Raw genomic sequence first — 15,109 nt, forward strand, 5'->3', positions numbered from 1 at the left:
ACATGTATGAAAATGAATTATTCAAAAATACTTAATCGATTTATCATTGTTGGGCTCCTTTTTTTTGGAGCGTCCTGTAGCGATGATTTTCTTGACGAGAAGCCGCTCTCCTTTTTGAGCCCGGAAAACACCTATACGGATGCAGCCGGACTTCAAACTGCCTTGGATGGAGCGCTTCGTGGTGTGATGATGCAGTGGAATGGGGATACCCGTGAATTGATGTTTAACCATAACATGAGCGATGCTTCTGTCGTGGCATCAACCGACAAGCCGGACGCATTTGTAGATTTACGAACCTATGCCACCCCGACCAATTCACGTAACAATGACGCAGGCCGAACTCTATCTTTCTATGCGGAGAATTATAACCACATCAAAAAGGCCAATACGGTGATTGACTACATTGATTTGCCCGACTGGCCAAATGGTGCTGCAAATGCAGACAGAAACCACTTACTGGGGTCTGCCTATTTCTTACGGGCGTTCTTTTACCTTCAGCTGACCATGCAGTTCGGAAACGTGGCCTTTCCGCTGAACGTAGTTACGGAAGCCAGAAGGGATTTCAAGGTGTTTCATATGCAGGGGATTTGGGATCAAATGATCACTGATTTGGAATTTGCAGTACAACATGTGAAGCCCAAAAACCAGTTGCCGATAGGGCAAGCCCCAAAAGATGCGGTGCGCGTGCTGTTAGCGAAGTACTATATGTTGAATGAGCGCTTTGCCGATGCGGAGCAGCTGATGACCGATGTCATCAACGATGGACAATCCCGACTATTTACCGATGAGATGATCCCCGCAGGGGTAACTCAAGTTGAGGTAGCCAATACAAACAACCCGAATACGGGTAACCCTTTGCCCGGTAGGAGTGGTTTTGCGCCGGCAGATGCGGTTAACTACTTGCACATGGACCGGGGTGCACAAAAGACCAGTAATCCGGAAGGTATTTGGTTAGTGGTGAATGAGCCCTTTATCCTAGGTACCCAAGGTCAGGCAGCCCGTATAAGGGCTTGGGGCCCTAATTTTGTGAGCACCAACTTGGGTGTGTGGGAGCCCGGAACTACTCGCATCGGGACCGATGTGCAAGCTACTACGGCAGATGCGAGGGGCCGTATGATGAAAAAATGGGGGCGTAGCCAAGGGTTTGCCCGGCCTACCAACTATTCGCAGTACGATATCTGGAATTTCAAGGGCGAGGTGGATGAGCAAGACTACCGGCACAAAGACCTAAACTGGTTTGAAATGGAAGATGTGCTCTATGACAACCCATCCCTTAGGGATGACGGTAGCCCCTTTTACCTGCAGCCGCTTCGCCTTTACGATAACAATGGAAACTTAACCTGCCAAGATACCATTCGTTGCTGGTTCGGATACCCAAGGTACAAGTTTTATTCTGTTAACCTAGAGGCACGTCCAGACAGGCAGGATAGCGGGAAGATGGACATGTATATCCTACGAATGGCTGAGGTTTACCTTCTGCGCGCTGAAGCGCGGGTATGGATGGGCGATTATGCAGGTGCTGCCGAGGATATTAATACCATACGCCGTCGGGCAAATGCCATCCACATGTACACCGTGGGAGACCTACAAGCAGAAGGCATTGGTGCAGTTTTGGATGAAAGGGCGCGGGAATTGTATGGCGAAGAATACCGTCACGACGAGCTGGTACGTATTTCGGTGATATTTGCCAAGACCGGCAAGACTGCGTATAACGGCAAAACCTACTCTATCACAGGAAATGATATCGAAAAATCCATTTCCGCGAATAGTTTTTACTACGACCGCATGATGGAGAAGAACAGTTTTTTCCGCGATGAGGTACGTTGGGCCACTTACAATACTACCCGATATACCATGGATCCCATGCACGTTTATTGGCCGGTATACCAGCCTTACTTAGTTGGTAACGTGGAAGCAACATTGAATCAGACCACCGGCTACAACGGTGCAGAGAGTAATATAGAACCGCTGACCCACGTGGTGCAGCCTGCTGGAGCGCCTAATCAAGATCCCATGCGGGCGATTGGAGAATAATCTAGCCAAATTAATTACCCCCGGGATTTCCTCGGGGGTATTTTTATGCATGTACGTTTCAATCTGGACCAAAATGGCGAAGGTATTTTGTCGGCCAAGACAGCAGTAGGAAATCAGTTTCCCGGAAGAGTAATGCCTTTTACCCGTTGATACAACAGCAAGGCATACTTATCGGTCATGCCCGAAACAAAATCCATCAAAGCCCGAAGTCTCAAATAGGGATGGACCTCGGCCGTCAATGGGAAGCCTTGCGGGAGAAGCCTCAAGATACTCTTGTCCCTACCAGAAAACCGGGAGCCTTCGTGAAATTTGTGCCATAGGGCTTTTGAAAATACCTCCAACAATCCTTCCAATACCTGAAAACCTGCAGCCTCTTTTTCAAGAACCGGCTGGGAACGATAGATTTTCTCTACCGAAAGCCTTCCTATTTCTTCCAATACCTTAGCAGAAGGGAGCGTGTCAGTCAATGCCCGATCGAATGTGCCCTCTAGCATAGCCGCTTCGTACATTTGGAACGCGTCTACCGTTTCCGCAACCAATTGCTGTATGGCCATGGCTCGAAGGATACCCAGCTTTTGTTTATCGCTGGGGTACTCATTGAGCTTCTTAGCGGAAAAACGGTCACCGATGATGGTTGCTAGTAGGTCAATTACCTGATTTAAGGGTACCAATCCCAATGTGCAGCCATCCTCTAGGTCTATGATGCTGTAGCATATATCGTCCGCAGCTTCAACCAGAAAAGCCAACGGATGTCTTACCCATGCCTGTTTACCCAGTGCATTGATGCCAAGTCCCTCTGCGACAATCCGGTAGGTGTCCAATTCAGCAGTAAAAAAGCCAAACTTTTTTTGACTCCTTCTTTTGGGAAATTCTTCATCTATTAGGGCAGGTCGAGGGTATTTGGTAAAAGCCGCCAGTGTTGCCGCTGAGATGCGAATGCCGTTTTCCCTAGCTACCAGCATGCGAAATCCCTGAGCATTGCCTTCAAAACGTACCATGTCTTCCCATTCTGCATCGGCGAGAAGCGGTTTCCATACCTGTCCATAGGGGTGGAATTTGAAAAAATCGGATATGGCCTCCTCTCCGGCATGCCCGAATGGTGGGTTTCCGATATCATGTGTGAGTGCTGCCGCTGATACGATGGCTCCGATATCGCCCGCATGCAGGTGAGCAGAGGCTATCTCCGGGTATTTCTCTAACAGAAATTCACCGGCTGTTTTTCCAAGTGAGCGGCCCACCGAAGCCACTTCCAAACTATGAGTCAGACGGGTATGTACAAAGTCGTCTTCCGGCAAGGGGAAGACCTGGGTTTTGTCCTGCAGATTGCGGAATGGAGCCGAAAATACAATTCGATCAAAGTCACGCTCAAAGATACTTCTTGATAGCAGTGCACCACTTGCAGTTTGGCTGTTCAGCCCCAGGGGCCTGAGCAGATTTTCCCATTTCATCATGGCGTCAAAAATACGATTTTTTCTTGGGAACGCTTACCTTTGGGTTTCTCAACCGAACTGTAGTCATGACTTCCAAGACCACCTTTCCTACGCTGCCGGACATCCGTATGGCTCATGCGCGCATACAGCCGATGATTCACCGGACCCCGATACTGACAAATTCAGCTATCGATCACCTAGCCGGGTGCGAAATATATTTTAAGTGTGAAAATTTCCAAAAAGTGGGAGCTTTTAAAGCGCGAGGTGCAGCTAATGCTGTGCTCAAATTAAGTTCCGAACAACGGAGTCGGGGTGTAGCAACCCATTCGAGCGGGAACCATGCCGCGGCGCTTGCACGCGCAGCGAGTGCTGCTGGGATTAAATCTTACATTGTGATGCCATCTACAGCTCCGGAGATCAAGAAGAAAGCGGTGGAGAGTTACGGTGGACAGATCATTTTTTGCGAGCCTACGCTCGAAGCCCGTCAGCGCACTTTGGATGAAGTGGTCGCCGATACAGGGGCTGCGTTTATTCCACCGTACGATCACCTGGATGTGATAGAGGGTCAGGCCACTTGTGCGTTGGAGATATGGGAGGAGGAGCTCTCCTTGGACGCTTTGGTGGCGCCAGTCGGCGGCGGCGGCTTGCTTGGTGGCACGGCACTGACCACGCACTACTTGGCGCCAAAGTGCAAAGTCTATGGGGCGGAACCGGAAGGTGCAGATGACGCTTACCGCTCCTTTCAGGCAGATCAACTGATCCCGATGAAGAACCCAAAAACCATTGCTGATGGGCTGTTAACTTCGCTTGGCAATCTCAACTGGGAAATCATACGCCGTTACGTAACGGATGTTCTTACCGCTAGCGACGAAGAAATTATTGCAGCGATGCGGTTGGTTTACGAGCGAATGAAAATCGTCATTGAACCAAGTTGTGCGGTGCCGTTGGCAGTGGTAATCAAGTATCCTGCATACTTTAACGGGAAAAAAGTGGGTGTAATTCTCTCAGGAGGAAACGTTGACTTAGGTAAGTTGCCCTTTTAGGTATAAAGTTCCTGTAGTTTTTCTACGGTGTAGTTAAGCTCTTCCAAGGTGTTAAATCGGCTAAATGAAAACCTGACCGATTCCCTTTCCGGGGATGCGTTAAGTGCTTGGAGTACGTGTGAGCCTAGTACAGCTCCGCTGCTGCAGGCAGATCCTCCGGAAGCCGAAATACCGCTAAGATCCAGATTGAACAGCAACATTCCCTGATTGGAAGGTGATGGCGGGAAGCTGACACTTACTACGGTATACAGGCTTTGATCCAAGTCTCCGGATTTTCCATTGAATTGTATTCCAGGGATGAGGTGCCGCATGCGTTGGATAAAATGGGATTTTAGCTGTTTGATGTGTGCAGTGTGCGCGTCCATTTCCGCATATCCGAGTTCTAATGCCTTGGCAAGCCCCATGATTCCAGGGACATTTTCAGTTCCCCCACGCATGTTTCGTTCTTGAGAGCCACCATGTAAGTAGGGTTTAATCCGCCGATCTTTTTTTACATAGAGAAAACCCACACCTTTTGGGCCGTGAAACTTGTGTGCTGCCGCTGAGATTGCATCTACCGGAAGAGATCTAAGGTTATGGGGGAAGTGCCCTACGGTCTGCACGGTGTCGGAGTGAAAAAAAGCCCCGAAGCGTTTACAGAGATCTCCAATGACCTGTAGGTCCGTCAGATTTCCTATTTCGTTATTCCCCTCCATCAACGTTACCAAGCTCTTTGGGTTTTCTTCGAGAAGCGTGGCTAACTGGTCCACATCTAAATTGCCTGTTCCGTCTACATGGAGCAGCCTAAGAGGAATTTTTTTCGCGTGTGCACATACTTCAGCGGCATGCAACACCGCATGGTGTTCCAATGGCGAGCTGATGATTTGGGTTAGGCCCAGTGCCTCCACTGCCCCATGAATAGCAGTATTATCGGCCTCTGTTCCTCCTGAAGTAAAGAATATTTCTCCGGGACTGACGTTTAATAGAGACGCAACCGTCTTTCTGGCTTTTTCGATGGCTACTCGGACTTCCCTGCCGTGCTTGTGCACCGAGGAGGGGTTTCCAAAGTGATTTCTCAAGTAAGGAAGCATGGCTTCCAAAACCCGTTCGTCTAATGAAGTGGTAGCCGCATTATCCAGATAGATTGCTGTGGTTTTGTTCATTCGTACTTGATTGGGATGCTTGGTTCAAATGGTCTCTGAAATCACCTCTTTGATATCCAATATGATCTTATTGGCCAAATGCTCCGCCGTAGCCTGACTGTCAGATTCAGAATAAATCCGGATGATCGGTTCCGTATTTGATTTTCGTAAGTGTACCCACTCTTTTTCAAATTCTATTTTGACACCGTCTATGTCGATGATATGGTGTTTCTTGTATTTTAGCTTGATCGCATCTAGGATTCGGTCCATGTCTATCCCTGCGGTCAGCTCTATTTTATTTTTAGAGATATGATAGTTTGGATAGGTCGCTCTCAATCTGCTGGCAGATTTGCCAAATTGAGCCAAATGAGTAAGGAATAATCCAATGCCTACTAAGGCATCCCGTCCATAGTGTGAAGCTGGGTAGATAACCCCTCCATTGCCTTCACCACCGATGATTGCATTTACTTCCTTCATCTTGTGGACTACGTTTACTTCGCCGACCGCTGACGCATGATACTCGCCGCCACGGCGCAAGGTTACATCTTTTAGGGCACGGGAGGAGCTCAGGTTGGATACCGTATTGCCAGGGGTCTGAGAAAGCACGTAGTCAGCTACTGCTACAATGGTGTATTCCTCCCCAAAGAAGCTACCGTCTTCGCAGAAAAAGGCCAGTCGATCAACGTCCGGATCCACGACTATACCCAGATCAAAATTACCATTTTCTAGTTTTTTGGCGATATCCCGAAGGTTTTCGGGCAAAGGTTCTGGGTTATGGGGGAAGTCTCCGTTGGGCTCGCAGTAAAGCTCTTCTACTATGGATACGCCCAATGCTCTGAGAAGCTTGGGGATTACGATACCTCCAGTGGAATTTACGCAATCCACCACAACCTTGAAATTCCTAGCAGCAATTGCCTCGGTATCCACTATGTCCAAATTTAGTACGTGTTCGATGTGGATGTCCAGGTAATCGTCTTTTGGCGTGTATTTCCCCAATTTTTTAACGGTGGCGAAGGAAAAATTATCTTTCTCGGCTTTTTCAAGAACCACTTTCCCATCTTCGTCGCTGATAAATTCTCCCGTGCTTCCGAGCAATTTTAGAGCGTTCCATTGGATTGGGTTGTGGCTCGCAGTGATGATGATACCTCCTCCGGCGTTTTCGCAGGGAACTGCCAGTTCAACGGTTGGGGTGGTGCTAAGGCCAAGGTCTATCACTTCGATACCCAAACCTTGAAGCGTTGCTGTAATAAGTTGGGACACCATGGGGCCTGAGATACGTGCATCTCTTCCGATTACAATTTTCCGGTTGTTTGATTTTTCAATAACCCAAGAACCGAAGGCTGCGGCAAACTTTACAATATCAATAGGGGTAAGCGCTTCACCACTTTTGCCGCCAATAGTTCCTCTAATGCCGGAAATAGACTTGATTAATGCCACAGAAAGTACGTTAAAATGCTGTCAAAAAAAGAAATTTCAATAATGCTATTATTTAAATCTGGCCAGTACCTTGTCCACCTCGTTGTCTGGATTCCCACAGGCATCCCCGGATTCAACCTTTTTCCCGCAATACCCACAAGTGCCCCCATCTTTGTTTAGGTAGGGATTTTGCGAAGCGCAGGTTCCTTTAAACTCACCGTTCTTTAGAAAGATAAGCCTAACGGACATTAAGATGAAAAACAGGGCGATGAAGCCTAGGGTGAGATATACAGTTGCCATATCAAATTTATTTCTACAAATTTACGGAATACTTTCAAAACGTACGTATTTTCTGAATAGTTTCCCAAGCGCCTATGTCAATCAAACCCGAACGGAGTTCCCAGCTAGAAGCCTTTGGCCGCTTATTGGATATCATGGATGAGCTGCGTGAAAAATGTCCTTGGGATAGAAAGCAGACCTTGGAAAGCCTGAGGCATCTGACCATTGAAGAAACATTCGAATTATCCGATGCCATCTTGGATGCAGATTTGCAGGAAATAAAAAAGGAGCTTGGGGATATCTTGTTGCATATCGTATTTTATGCACGTATTGGGTCGGAGCAGCAGGCTTTTGATATCGCGGATGTGATCAATAGTCTAAACGAAAAGCTAATACGGAGGCACCCACATATTTACGGAGACGTGCATGCCGAAGACGAAGAGGCGGTAAAGCAAAATTGGGAGAAGATTAAGCTCCTCGAAAAAGGGCAGAAAAACAAATCTGTATTGGGTGGAGTACCTCGGTCGCTACCTGCTTTGATCAAGGCAATGCGCATACAGGAAAAGGCCCGAGGTGTGGGATTTGACTGGGATAGTGCAGAGCAGGTCTGGGACAAAGTAGAGGAGGAGATGGGTGAATTCAAGACAGCTTACGCAGGGGAAGCCGGTGAGATCAATCGAGAGGAGGCCACCGCTGAATTTGGGGACCTGCTTTTTTCGCTTATCAATTATTCCCGCTTTATAGATATTAATCCCGAGGAAGCATTGGAGAGAACGAACCGGAAGTTTATTCAGCGTTTTCAGTTTTTGGAGCGGGAGTCAGCCAAAGATGGTAAGCGCATTGAGGATATGAGTTTGGCAGAAATGGATATTTATTGGGAGCGGGCAAAGCGTACTGAAGGTCAGCTAGAGTAATCAAACGCTGTCGGATTTATCCGTGTTTTGAAGATTTTCCGTGCCGATTTCCAGAGTGGAGGTAATCCAGCTATAGATTGGCTGTGTGGGTTAAAATACTGTTGCGCTTGTTTTTTTGTTTAAATCTCGCTCGGACGCTGAGGAAAGATGTTCGACCTGGAAAAAGAAGCACCACATGGTTGTCTTAGAAAAAAGCATATCCCTGTGAATTCGAGCGTAAATTTTCCGAATTCAAAAAGCAAAAAATATTCTTTGAAATACATTTGATTTTGGACATTCGTTTTTTTATCTATTCAATCACAATAGGTTATCCACAAATTGTATTTTTCAAATATCAATATATATCATTGATAATCAAACAATTAACATATTACCCTAATGTTATGTGGATAAGTGTGGATAAATGTGGACAAAAAAGCTTGTTTTTTACAATCTTCGAATAGGTGCCGTATAGGCTATTTTTTGCGATATTTAGTGGAGTATTCCGTAGAAATTTTTGGCAGGTAAGAATGGGTCGCAACTATTTTTAGGGTAGTTTTGTTTTGGAAAATTTCCTAAAATGGTACTATAACCATTTTAGGATATCATCGATATATTCCCGATTGTTGGAAAGTCTTGGCACTTTATTTTGTCCGCCGAGTTTTCCCCTGGATTTGAGCCACTTTTCGAAAGTTCCGGCAGTTGCAAAATGGATTATCGGCTTTTTTAGCACCATGTCATGGTATCGCTTGGCATCGTAGTCAGAATTTATGTTCCGAAGATGTTCATCCAGTTGGGATTTGAAAAGTTCTGCGTCGGATGGATTTTTCGCGAATTCGATGATCCATTCGTGCGCACCTTGATTTTTATTCTCTGAAAAATAAACCGGTGCAGCGGTAAAGTTGGTTATCGTGGCGTCGGTGGCCTCACAGGCCATTTCGATAGCCCGCTCGGCATTCTCGACGATGATCTCCTCGCCAAACGCATTGATGAAATGCTTGGTTCGTCCAGAAATCTTGATCCGATAGGGGCTCGTAGAGGTGAATTTTACCGTGTCGCCTATTTTGTATCGCCACAGGCCGCCATTTGTACTGATGAGAATGGCGTAATTTTGTCCTGCTTCTACCGCTTCCAGCGGAATGATACAGGGGTCTTCTTTGCCCCATTCTTCCATGGGGATAAACTCGTAATACACGCCATAATCAAGCATAAGTAACAGCTCTTCGGACTCTTTCTGATCCTGTATACCGAAAAAACCCTCTGAAGCATTGTAGGTTTCCATATAGCGCATGCCAGGAGATGGAATCAGGGCCTTGAATAGGGACCTATAGGGGCCAAATGCCACTGCACCGTGAAAAAACACCTCCAGGTTTGGCCATACTTCAGAGATATTGTTCTTGCCAGTCATCTCCAAAATCCGCTGAAGGAGTACGAGAGTCCAAGTAGGAACGCCGGTCAGACTGGTGACATTTTCCTTTAGTGTTTCCTCGGCCATTTTTTGGATCTTGGCTTCCCATTCGTCCATCAGTGCAGTCTCAAGGCTTGGGGTTCTGGCCAACTGCGCCCACAAGGGGAGGTTCTGCATGATTACAGCCGAAATATCACCGTATTTGCTGTTCTTGTTTTCGTCCAGTGGGTTGATCTGATGGCTTCCACCTATCGAGAGACTTTTGCCGGTAAATAGCTTGGTATCTGGATAGTTGTTGATATATAGTGAGAGCATATCCTTTCCACCTTTATAGTGGCATTCCTCAAGAGATTCCTCGGTGACAGGGATAAACTTACTCCTCGAAGAAGTCGTACCTGAAGATTTGCTAAACCATGTAACCTCCGTGGGCCAGATAACGTTGTTTTCGCCCCTCATGGTCTGTTCAATGTAGGGCTTGATGCCTTCATAGTCGTGTGTAGGCACTTGGCGGGCAAAATCTTCGTAAGAGGATATGTGGCTAAAACCGTACTTTTTACCAAATTGGGTTTTCTTTGCTGTGCTGATTAATTTCAAAAGTATTTCGTCCTGTACCTCATGGGGATTGTTTTTAAACCGCTCTATTTGGCGAATGCGGTGTTTCAATATCCAGGTCATTAGCGAATTTATCACTTCCATGGTTTCCTCGGGGTTAGATTTTTCTCTTCAGTTCAAAATGCTTGCCAAGATATACTTTTCTTACCTGTTCATCGGCCGCCAGTTCTTCAGCAGTTCCGGCTTTCAAGAGCCGGCCCTCAAACATCAGGTAGGCACGGTCTGTGATGGAAAGGGTTTCATTTACGTTATGATCCGTTATCAGGATTCCGATATTTTTGTTTTTCAGTTTGGCTACGATGGACTGTATCTCTTCCACGGCTATCGGATCCACGCCTGCAAAAGGCTCATCAAGCAGAACAAATTTGGGGTCAACCGCTAGAGCGCGAGCGATTTCCGTTCTTCGCCGTTCACCGCCGGAAAGTACCATTCCGAGGTTTTTCCGGACATGGGTTAGACTAAATTCTTCCAAGAGGCTTTCTACTCGCTCTTTTTGTTCTTTTTTGGGAAGCTTGGTCATTTCCAGTACAGCAAGTAGGTTTTCCTCTACCGAAAGCTTCCGGAATACTGAGGCCTCTTGTGCGAGGTATCCGATACCAAGTTTTGCTCGCCGGTACATGGGCAGGGGAGTAATGTCGGTTTGGTCGAGGAAAACTTTCCCCTCATTGGGTTTGATCAGTCCGACGATCATGTAAAAAGAGGTGGTTTTTCCGGCACCGTTTGGACCGAGTAGGCCCACAATTTCCCCCTGTTCCACTTTGACGGAAATATCATTGACCACCTTTCGGCCCTTGTAAACTTTTATCAGGTTTTCCGCTTTCAATATCATGGGCTAGTCAAATTTGATGTCTTTCACGTAAAGTTGTAGGCTGCTGGTATTTCTAAAGGTATTCTCCCGAACCTCGAAAGCGATGTTGAACCTCATCTTGCTATTTAGGAAGTCGTAATACTTGCCAAATCCAAATCCTATACAAACAGGTCGGGTCTGCTGACCATCCTGCACAATTTCGAACCTCAAATGCTTTTCTTTGAGTACCCGAACGTTTTCAGCGTAGACTTGATTTGCGCAGAAAACCGGCTCGGGATTTCCAGGTCCGAAAGGTGCCATCTGCTTGAGGATGTTGAAAAACTTGTAATTAATCTGATCCAGAAGCAGCTCATCGTCGATTTCCAGTGTCGGTCTGAGGTGTTCCTCACGGATACGGGTGCGGACTACCTGTTCAAATTTCGCTTGAAAAGCCGGAACATTGCCTACTGCCAGAGTCAGTCCTGCCGCATATTTATGGCCGCCGAATTGATCCAGGAGTTCACTACATTCCTGTATGGCCTCATAGATATCAAAATCGTAGACGGAGCGGGCACTACCGGTTGCTTTGTTGTTGGATTCCGTCAGGATGATGGTAGGTCTGTAGAATTTCTCTATGCATCGGGAAGCCACTATGCCGATCACACCCTTGTGCCAGTCTTCTTTGAAAAGCACTGTGGTCCGATAGCTTCCAAGTGATTCCCGGTCTTCGATCATTTGCAGTGCTTCTTTGGTGATGTTTTCGTCAAAGTTTTTCCGCGTGGCATTAACGTCTTCTACCAGTTCGGCTTTTCGTATTGCACCCTCCAAGTCTTTGGATAGCAATAACTCCACGGAAGCCTTGGCGTGTTCGATCCTGCCGGAAGCATTGATTCGGGGGCCGATCTTAAATACAATGTCGGTTATGTCTATATCTTTTTCCACTTTGCCCTTTAGGATCAACGCTTTTAGGCCGGGACGGGGATTGTTATTGATGCGGTCCAATCCATAGTAGGCAAGCACGCGGTTTTCCCCGCTAATGGGGACAATATCTGAGGCGATACTTACAGCCAAAAGGTCTAGGTAGCTATATAGCGAGGCAGGATTTCTACCGGTTTTTTGTGAATAGGCCTGTATCAGTTTGAACCCCACGCCGCAGCCGCTCAACTCTTTGTAGGGATAACCACAGTCGCTGCGTTTAGGGTCCAAGATGGCCACCGCCTTTGGCAGGGTCTCGCCGGGAGTGTGGTGGTCGCAGATGACGAAATCCACCCCCAGCGTGTTGGCCAAATCGATCTTGTCCAGCGCTTTGATGCCGCAGTCTAGGGATACCACCAAGCTTATACCGTTTTCGGCGGCATATTTCACCCCTTTTTCTGAAATGCCGTAACCCTCTTTGTATCTATCCGGAATATAGTAGTCCACCCGATCGTAAAATTCCTTTAGGAATCCATAGAAAAGGGCGACCGAGGTGGTGCCGTCTACGTCGTAGTCTCCGTATACCAGGATTTTTTCTTCCCTTTCGACGGCTTGAATAATGCGATCTACCGCCAAATCCATGTCCTTCATGAGGAAAGGGTCGTGTAACTTGTCTAAATCGGGCCTGAAAAAATCTTTGGCTGTCTGAAAATCAACCACCCCTCTGTTTACCAACATATTGGCAAGGGTAGGGTTCACGTTGATTTCCTGGCTGAGATGCTCTACTTGGCTAGGGTTTGCTTTATGCTTGATTTTCCACCTAAAATCCATAGGGCGAAATTACGAAAGATTAGGCCTTGGGCGGCATGAGGTTGGGATTAATATTTGCCGGTCAAAAAATGTAGTCCTCTTGGGTATCTGATTTAGGCCTTCACTTTTCCTTCATAGCTTCGTCCAGTACCTCTGCAAGCGGAACCCGTTTTCCATCTCTATAAGGCACGATCCACGTATGTTGCACACCGATCTTGCGGAGATATCGCTTGAGTTCATCGGCTTTGTCATAGTTTCTGAATTGCCCGAGTACATACTTTGTAAAACCATCTTCCTTCACTAGTTCCAAATCCGGGCTGTCTTGTACCATGTCGCTGATATCATGTCCCTTGAATGCCCCAAACTGTACCCTGAAGGCGACACCTTTGTCCCATGGGGATTTCGGTTCGGTTTTGTTGACTTCAGATAGCTGTTGTTTAAGCTGGGCAATTTGTTGATTTTGTTGTTCTTGGGTGGTTCGGAGTCGGTCCATGGAGGCTTGTTGGTCTCGCAAGGTACCTAGCATACGGGTAGTTTCTGCTTCCAGGGAGTCAGCCCGGGCGGAAAAAAACGTCCTTTCATCCACCAGTTTTTTTAGCTCCTCCGGACTCATTTTACGTTTGGTTTTTTTCCAGGTCTTCCGTTCTTGCTTGGATAGCTGGGCCATAGCGTCTACGGGTGAAAAGAAAAATACCGTAATCAATGACAGCGCAAAGAAGGATTTGATCAGGCTCATATGCATATCTTTTTTGAGGCTATGATAAAAAACGAAACTTATGCTTACAAATTACAAAAAATCAATAAGTATTCTGCGTTTGAAGCGAATAATCCTGGTTTTTTTAAAACAACAAGGGGCAGAATCAATCTGCCCCCGTCTATACATTGTTTAGGATAGTCCGCCTATCATCCGCTCAGGTTTTACCCAAGCATCAAACTGCTCGTTGGTCAAGAGCTCCAGGGCCAATGCAGCTTCCCGTAGGCTGGTGCCATCTTTGTGGGCTTTTTTGGCAATCTTGGCAGCATTTTCATACCCGATATGTGGATTCAGTGCCGTTACCAGCATTAGCGAGTTTTCTAAGTGCCGTTTGATGAAGGGCTCATTTGGCTCGATGCCGATGGCACAATTATCGTTGAAGGAGACGCAGGCATCGCCCAATAGTCTGGCTGAGTTCAGCAAGTTGGTGATCATCATGGGCTTGAATACATTCAGCTCAAAATGACCATTGGATCCACCGATTGACACCGCCGTATCGTTGCCGATTACTTGTGCACATACCATGGTCATGGCTTCCGACTGGGTAGGATTAACCTTGCCCGGCATGATGGAAGATCCTGGTTCGTTTTCTGGAATGAGGATTTCACCTATACCGGATCTGGGGCCAGAAGACAGCATGCGGATGTCGTTAGCTATCTTCATCAGGCTGACAGCCAGCTGCTTCAAGGCGCCATGTGTCTCTACCATGGCATCGTGCGCGGCCAGTGATTCAAATTTGTTAGGAGCGGTCACGAAGGGATTTCCTGAAATCTCGGCGATTTTTTCAGCCACCTTTTCAGCATACCCCTTCGGAGTGTTAAGGCCTGTGCCTACCGCAGTGCCGCCTAAAGCCAATTCAGACAGGTGGGGGAGGGTGTTTTTGATGGCTCGCAACGCATGGTCCAATTGGGCTACGTATCCCGAAAATTCCTGACCCAGTGTAAGAGGAGTCGCATCCATGAAGTGGGTTCTGCCGATCTTCACCACCTGCATGAACTTCTGTGATTTTTCCCTGAGGGTATCCCTGAGTTTTTCTACTCCCGGTATGGTTGTGTCCACCACCATCTTATATGCAGCAATGTGCATGGCGGTCGGAAACGTATCGTTGGAAGACTGTGACTTGTTCACGTCATCGTTCGGGTGGATGGTCTTTTTTGCATCAGACAGTTCTCCGCCCAACTTAACATGAGCGCGGTTGGCTACGACTTCGTTTACATTCATGTTTGATTGGGTACCTGAACCGGTTTGCCAAACCACTAAGGGGAATTGGCTATCGTGTTCACCCGCCAATATTTCATCACACACATCTGCGATGATTGTTGCTTTATCGGTATCCAATACGCCTAGTTCGGCATTCGTCAATGCAGCAGCTTTCTTTAACACAGCGAACGCATGAATGATTTCCAATGGCATCTGATGCTTTGGTCCGCCGATTTTGAAATTGTTGATTGATCGCTGCGTTTGGGCACCCCAGTATTTTTCTGCAGGTACCTCCACGGGTCCCATGGTGTCGTGTTCTATTCTATAGTTCATCTTTTAATAATAGGTTTCAGTTATCAGGTGTTCGCCGGCCAGCGAATAGGAAATCCACCGCTACGGCAGCCGTC

At 47.1% G+C, this 15,109-nt stretch carries 12 protein-coding genes; 3 read left to right on the forward strand and 9 right to left on the reverse strand.

The window, feature by feature from the left end:
• The first annotated feature begins 12 nt into the window (after window positions 1–12).
• Window positions 13–2,034: a RagB/SusD family nutrient uptake outer membrane protein gene (locus JJU34_RS20215; RefSeq protein WP_228694244.1), complete on the forward strand. Its 2,022-nt coding sequence runs from the start codon at window positions 13–15 to the stop codon at window positions 2,032–2,034.
• 113 nt (window positions 2,035–2,147) lie between these two features.
• On the opposite strand, the gene dgt is transcribed toward JJU34_RS20215, so the two are convergent.
• A complete protein-coding gene (dgt, locus tag JJU34_RS20220) occupies window positions 2,148–3,485 on the reverse strand; it encodes a dGTP triphosphohydrolase (protein ID WP_228694245.1) in 1,338 nt (445 codons plus the stop codon).
• Window positions 3,486–3,550: 65 nt separating this feature from the next.
• Here dgt and JJU34_RS20225 point away from each other — a divergent pair, with 65 nt between their 5' ends.
• Window positions 3,551–4,507 carry a pyridoxal-phosphate dependent enzyme gene (locus tag JJU34_RS20225; protein ID WP_228694246.1) on the forward strand — a complete coding sequence of 319 codons (957 nt, stop codon included), beginning with the start codon at window positions 3,551–3,553 and terminating at the stop codon, window positions 4,505–4,507.
• Here JJU34_RS20225 and JJU34_RS20230 read toward each other — a convergent pair.
• From JJU34_RS20230 to JJU34_RS20240, 3 genes are read right to left on the reverse strand one after another with little or no spacing between them, the layout of a single operon-like run.
• Window positions 4,504–5,649, reverse strand: coding sequence for a cysteine desulfurase family protein (locus JJU34_RS20230; RefSeq protein ID WP_228694247.1), 1,146 nt, complete (start codon window positions 5,647–5,649; stop codon window positions 4,504–4,506). The two genes, JJU34_RS20225 and JJU34_RS20230, sit on opposite strands and share 4 nt — an antisense overlap.
• 24 nt (window positions 5,650–5,673) lie before the next feature.
• On the reverse strand, window positions 5,674–7,065 hold the full coding sequence (glmM, locus tag JJU34_RS20235) for a phosphoglucosamine mutase (protein WP_228694248.1): 1,392 nt from the start codon (window positions 7,063–7,065) through the stop codon (window positions 5,674–5,676).
• 48 nt (window positions 7,066–7,113) lie between these two features.
• Window positions 7,114–7,344, reverse strand: a complete 231-nt coding sequence (locus JJU34_RS20240) for a hypothetical protein (RefSeq protein WP_228694249.1) — start codon at window positions 7,342–7,344, stop codon at window positions 7,114–7,116.
• Window positions 7,345–7,418: 74 nt separating this feature from the next.
• Between JJU34_RS20240 and mazG the strand changes: the two genes are divergently transcribed.
• A complete protein-coding gene (gene mazG / locus JJU34_RS20245; RefSeq protein ID WP_228694250.1) occupies window positions 7,419–8,237 on the forward strand; it encodes a nucleoside triphosphate pyrophosphohydrolase in 819 nt (272 codons plus the stop codon).
• 565 nt (window positions 8,238–8,802) lie between these two features.
• Here mazG and JJU34_RS20250 read toward each other — a convergent pair.
• The 5 genes from JJU34_RS20250 to fumC form a co-directional block, all read right to left on the reverse strand.
• Window positions 8,803–10,320, reverse strand: a complete 1,518-nt coding sequence (locus JJU34_RS20250) for a GH3 auxin-responsive promoter family protein (RefSeq protein WP_228694251.1) — start codon at window positions 10,318–10,320, stop codon at window positions 8,803–8,805.
• Window positions 10,321–10,333: 13 nt separating this feature from the next.
• Entirely contained in the window at window positions 10,334–11,065 is a 732-nt protein-coding gene (lptB, locus tag JJU34_RS20255) for an LPS export ABC transporter ATP-binding protein (RefSeq protein WP_228694252.1), read from the reverse strand.
• 3 nt (window positions 11,066–11,068) lie between these two features.
• Window positions 11,069–12,769 (reverse strand): single-stranded-DNA-specific exonuclease RecJ, encoded by a 1,701-nt coding sequence (gene recJ, locus JJU34_RS20260; RefSeq protein ID WP_228694253.1) that lies wholly within the window; start codon window positions 12,767–12,769, stop codon window positions 11,069–11,071.
• Window positions 12,770–12,869: 100 nt separating this feature from the next.
• The gene (locus JJU34_RS20265; RefSeq protein WP_228694254.1) at window positions 12,870–13,484 is read right to left on the reverse strand and encodes a hypothetical protein; all 615 of its coding nucleotides are present in this window, start codon (window positions 13,482–13,484) and stop codon (window positions 12,870–12,872) included.
• A gap of 150 nt (window positions 13,485–13,634) precedes the next feature.
• Window positions 13,635–15,035 carry a class II fumarate hydratase gene (fumC, locus tag JJU34_RS20270; protein WP_228694255.1) on the reverse strand — a complete coding sequence of 467 codons (1,401 nt, stop codon included), beginning with the start codon at window positions 15,033–15,035 and terminating at the stop codon, window positions 13,635–13,637.
• Window positions 15,036–15,109 lie beyond the last annotated feature (74 nt).

Origin of the sequence: Lunatimonas sp., assembly GCF_020832325.1 — a bacterium.
Taxonomy (GTDB): Bacteria; Bacteroidota; Bacteroidia; order Cytophagales; family Cyclobacteriaceae; genus Lunatimonas.

Excerpts from the sequence above, each read along its gene's own strand:
- dgt (WP_228694245.1), bottom strand. The coding sequence starts at position 3,485 with ATGATGAAATGGGAAAATCTGCTCAGGCCCCTGGGGCTGAACAGCCAA.
- recJ (WP_228694253.1), bottom strand. The coding sequence starts at position 12,769 with ATGGATTTTAGGTGGAAAATCAAGCATAAAGCAAACCCTAGCCAAGTA.
- fumC (WP_228694255.1), bottom strand. The coding sequence starts at position 15,035 with ATGAACTATAGAATAGAACACGACACCATGGGACCCGTGGAGGTACCT.
- lptB (WP_228694252.1), bottom strand. The coding sequence starts at position 11,065 with ATGATATTGAAAGCGGAAAACCTGATAAAAGTTTACAAGGGCCGAAAG.
- JJU34_RS20240 (WP_228694249.1), bottom strand. The coding sequence starts at position 7,344 with ATGGCAACTGTATATCTCACCCTAGGCTTCATCGCCCTGTTTTTCATC.
- JJU34_RS20250 (WP_228694251.1), bottom strand. The coding sequence starts at position 10,320 with ATGGAAGTGATAAATTCGCTAATGACCTGGATATTGAAACACCGCATT.
- JJU34_RS20265 (WP_228694254.1), bottom strand. The coding sequence starts at position 13,484 with ATGAGCCTGATCAAATCCTTCTTTGCGCTGTCATTGATTACGGTATTT.
- JJU34_RS20215 (WP_228694244.1), top strand. The coding sequence starts at position 13 with ATGAATTATTCAAAAATACTTAATCGATTTATCATTGTTGGGCTCCTT.
- JJU34_RS20225 (WP_228694246.1), top strand. The coding sequence starts at position 3,551 with ATGACTTCCAAGACCACCTTTCCTACGCTGCCGGACATCCGTATGGCT.
- JJU34_RS20230 (WP_228694247.1), bottom strand. The coding sequence starts at position 5,649 with ATGAACAAAACCACAGCAATCTATCTGGATAATGCGGCTACCACTTCA.
- mazG (WP_228694250.1), top strand. The coding sequence starts at position 7,419 with ATGTCAATCAAACCCGAACGGAGTTCCCAGCTAGAAGCCTTTGGCCGC.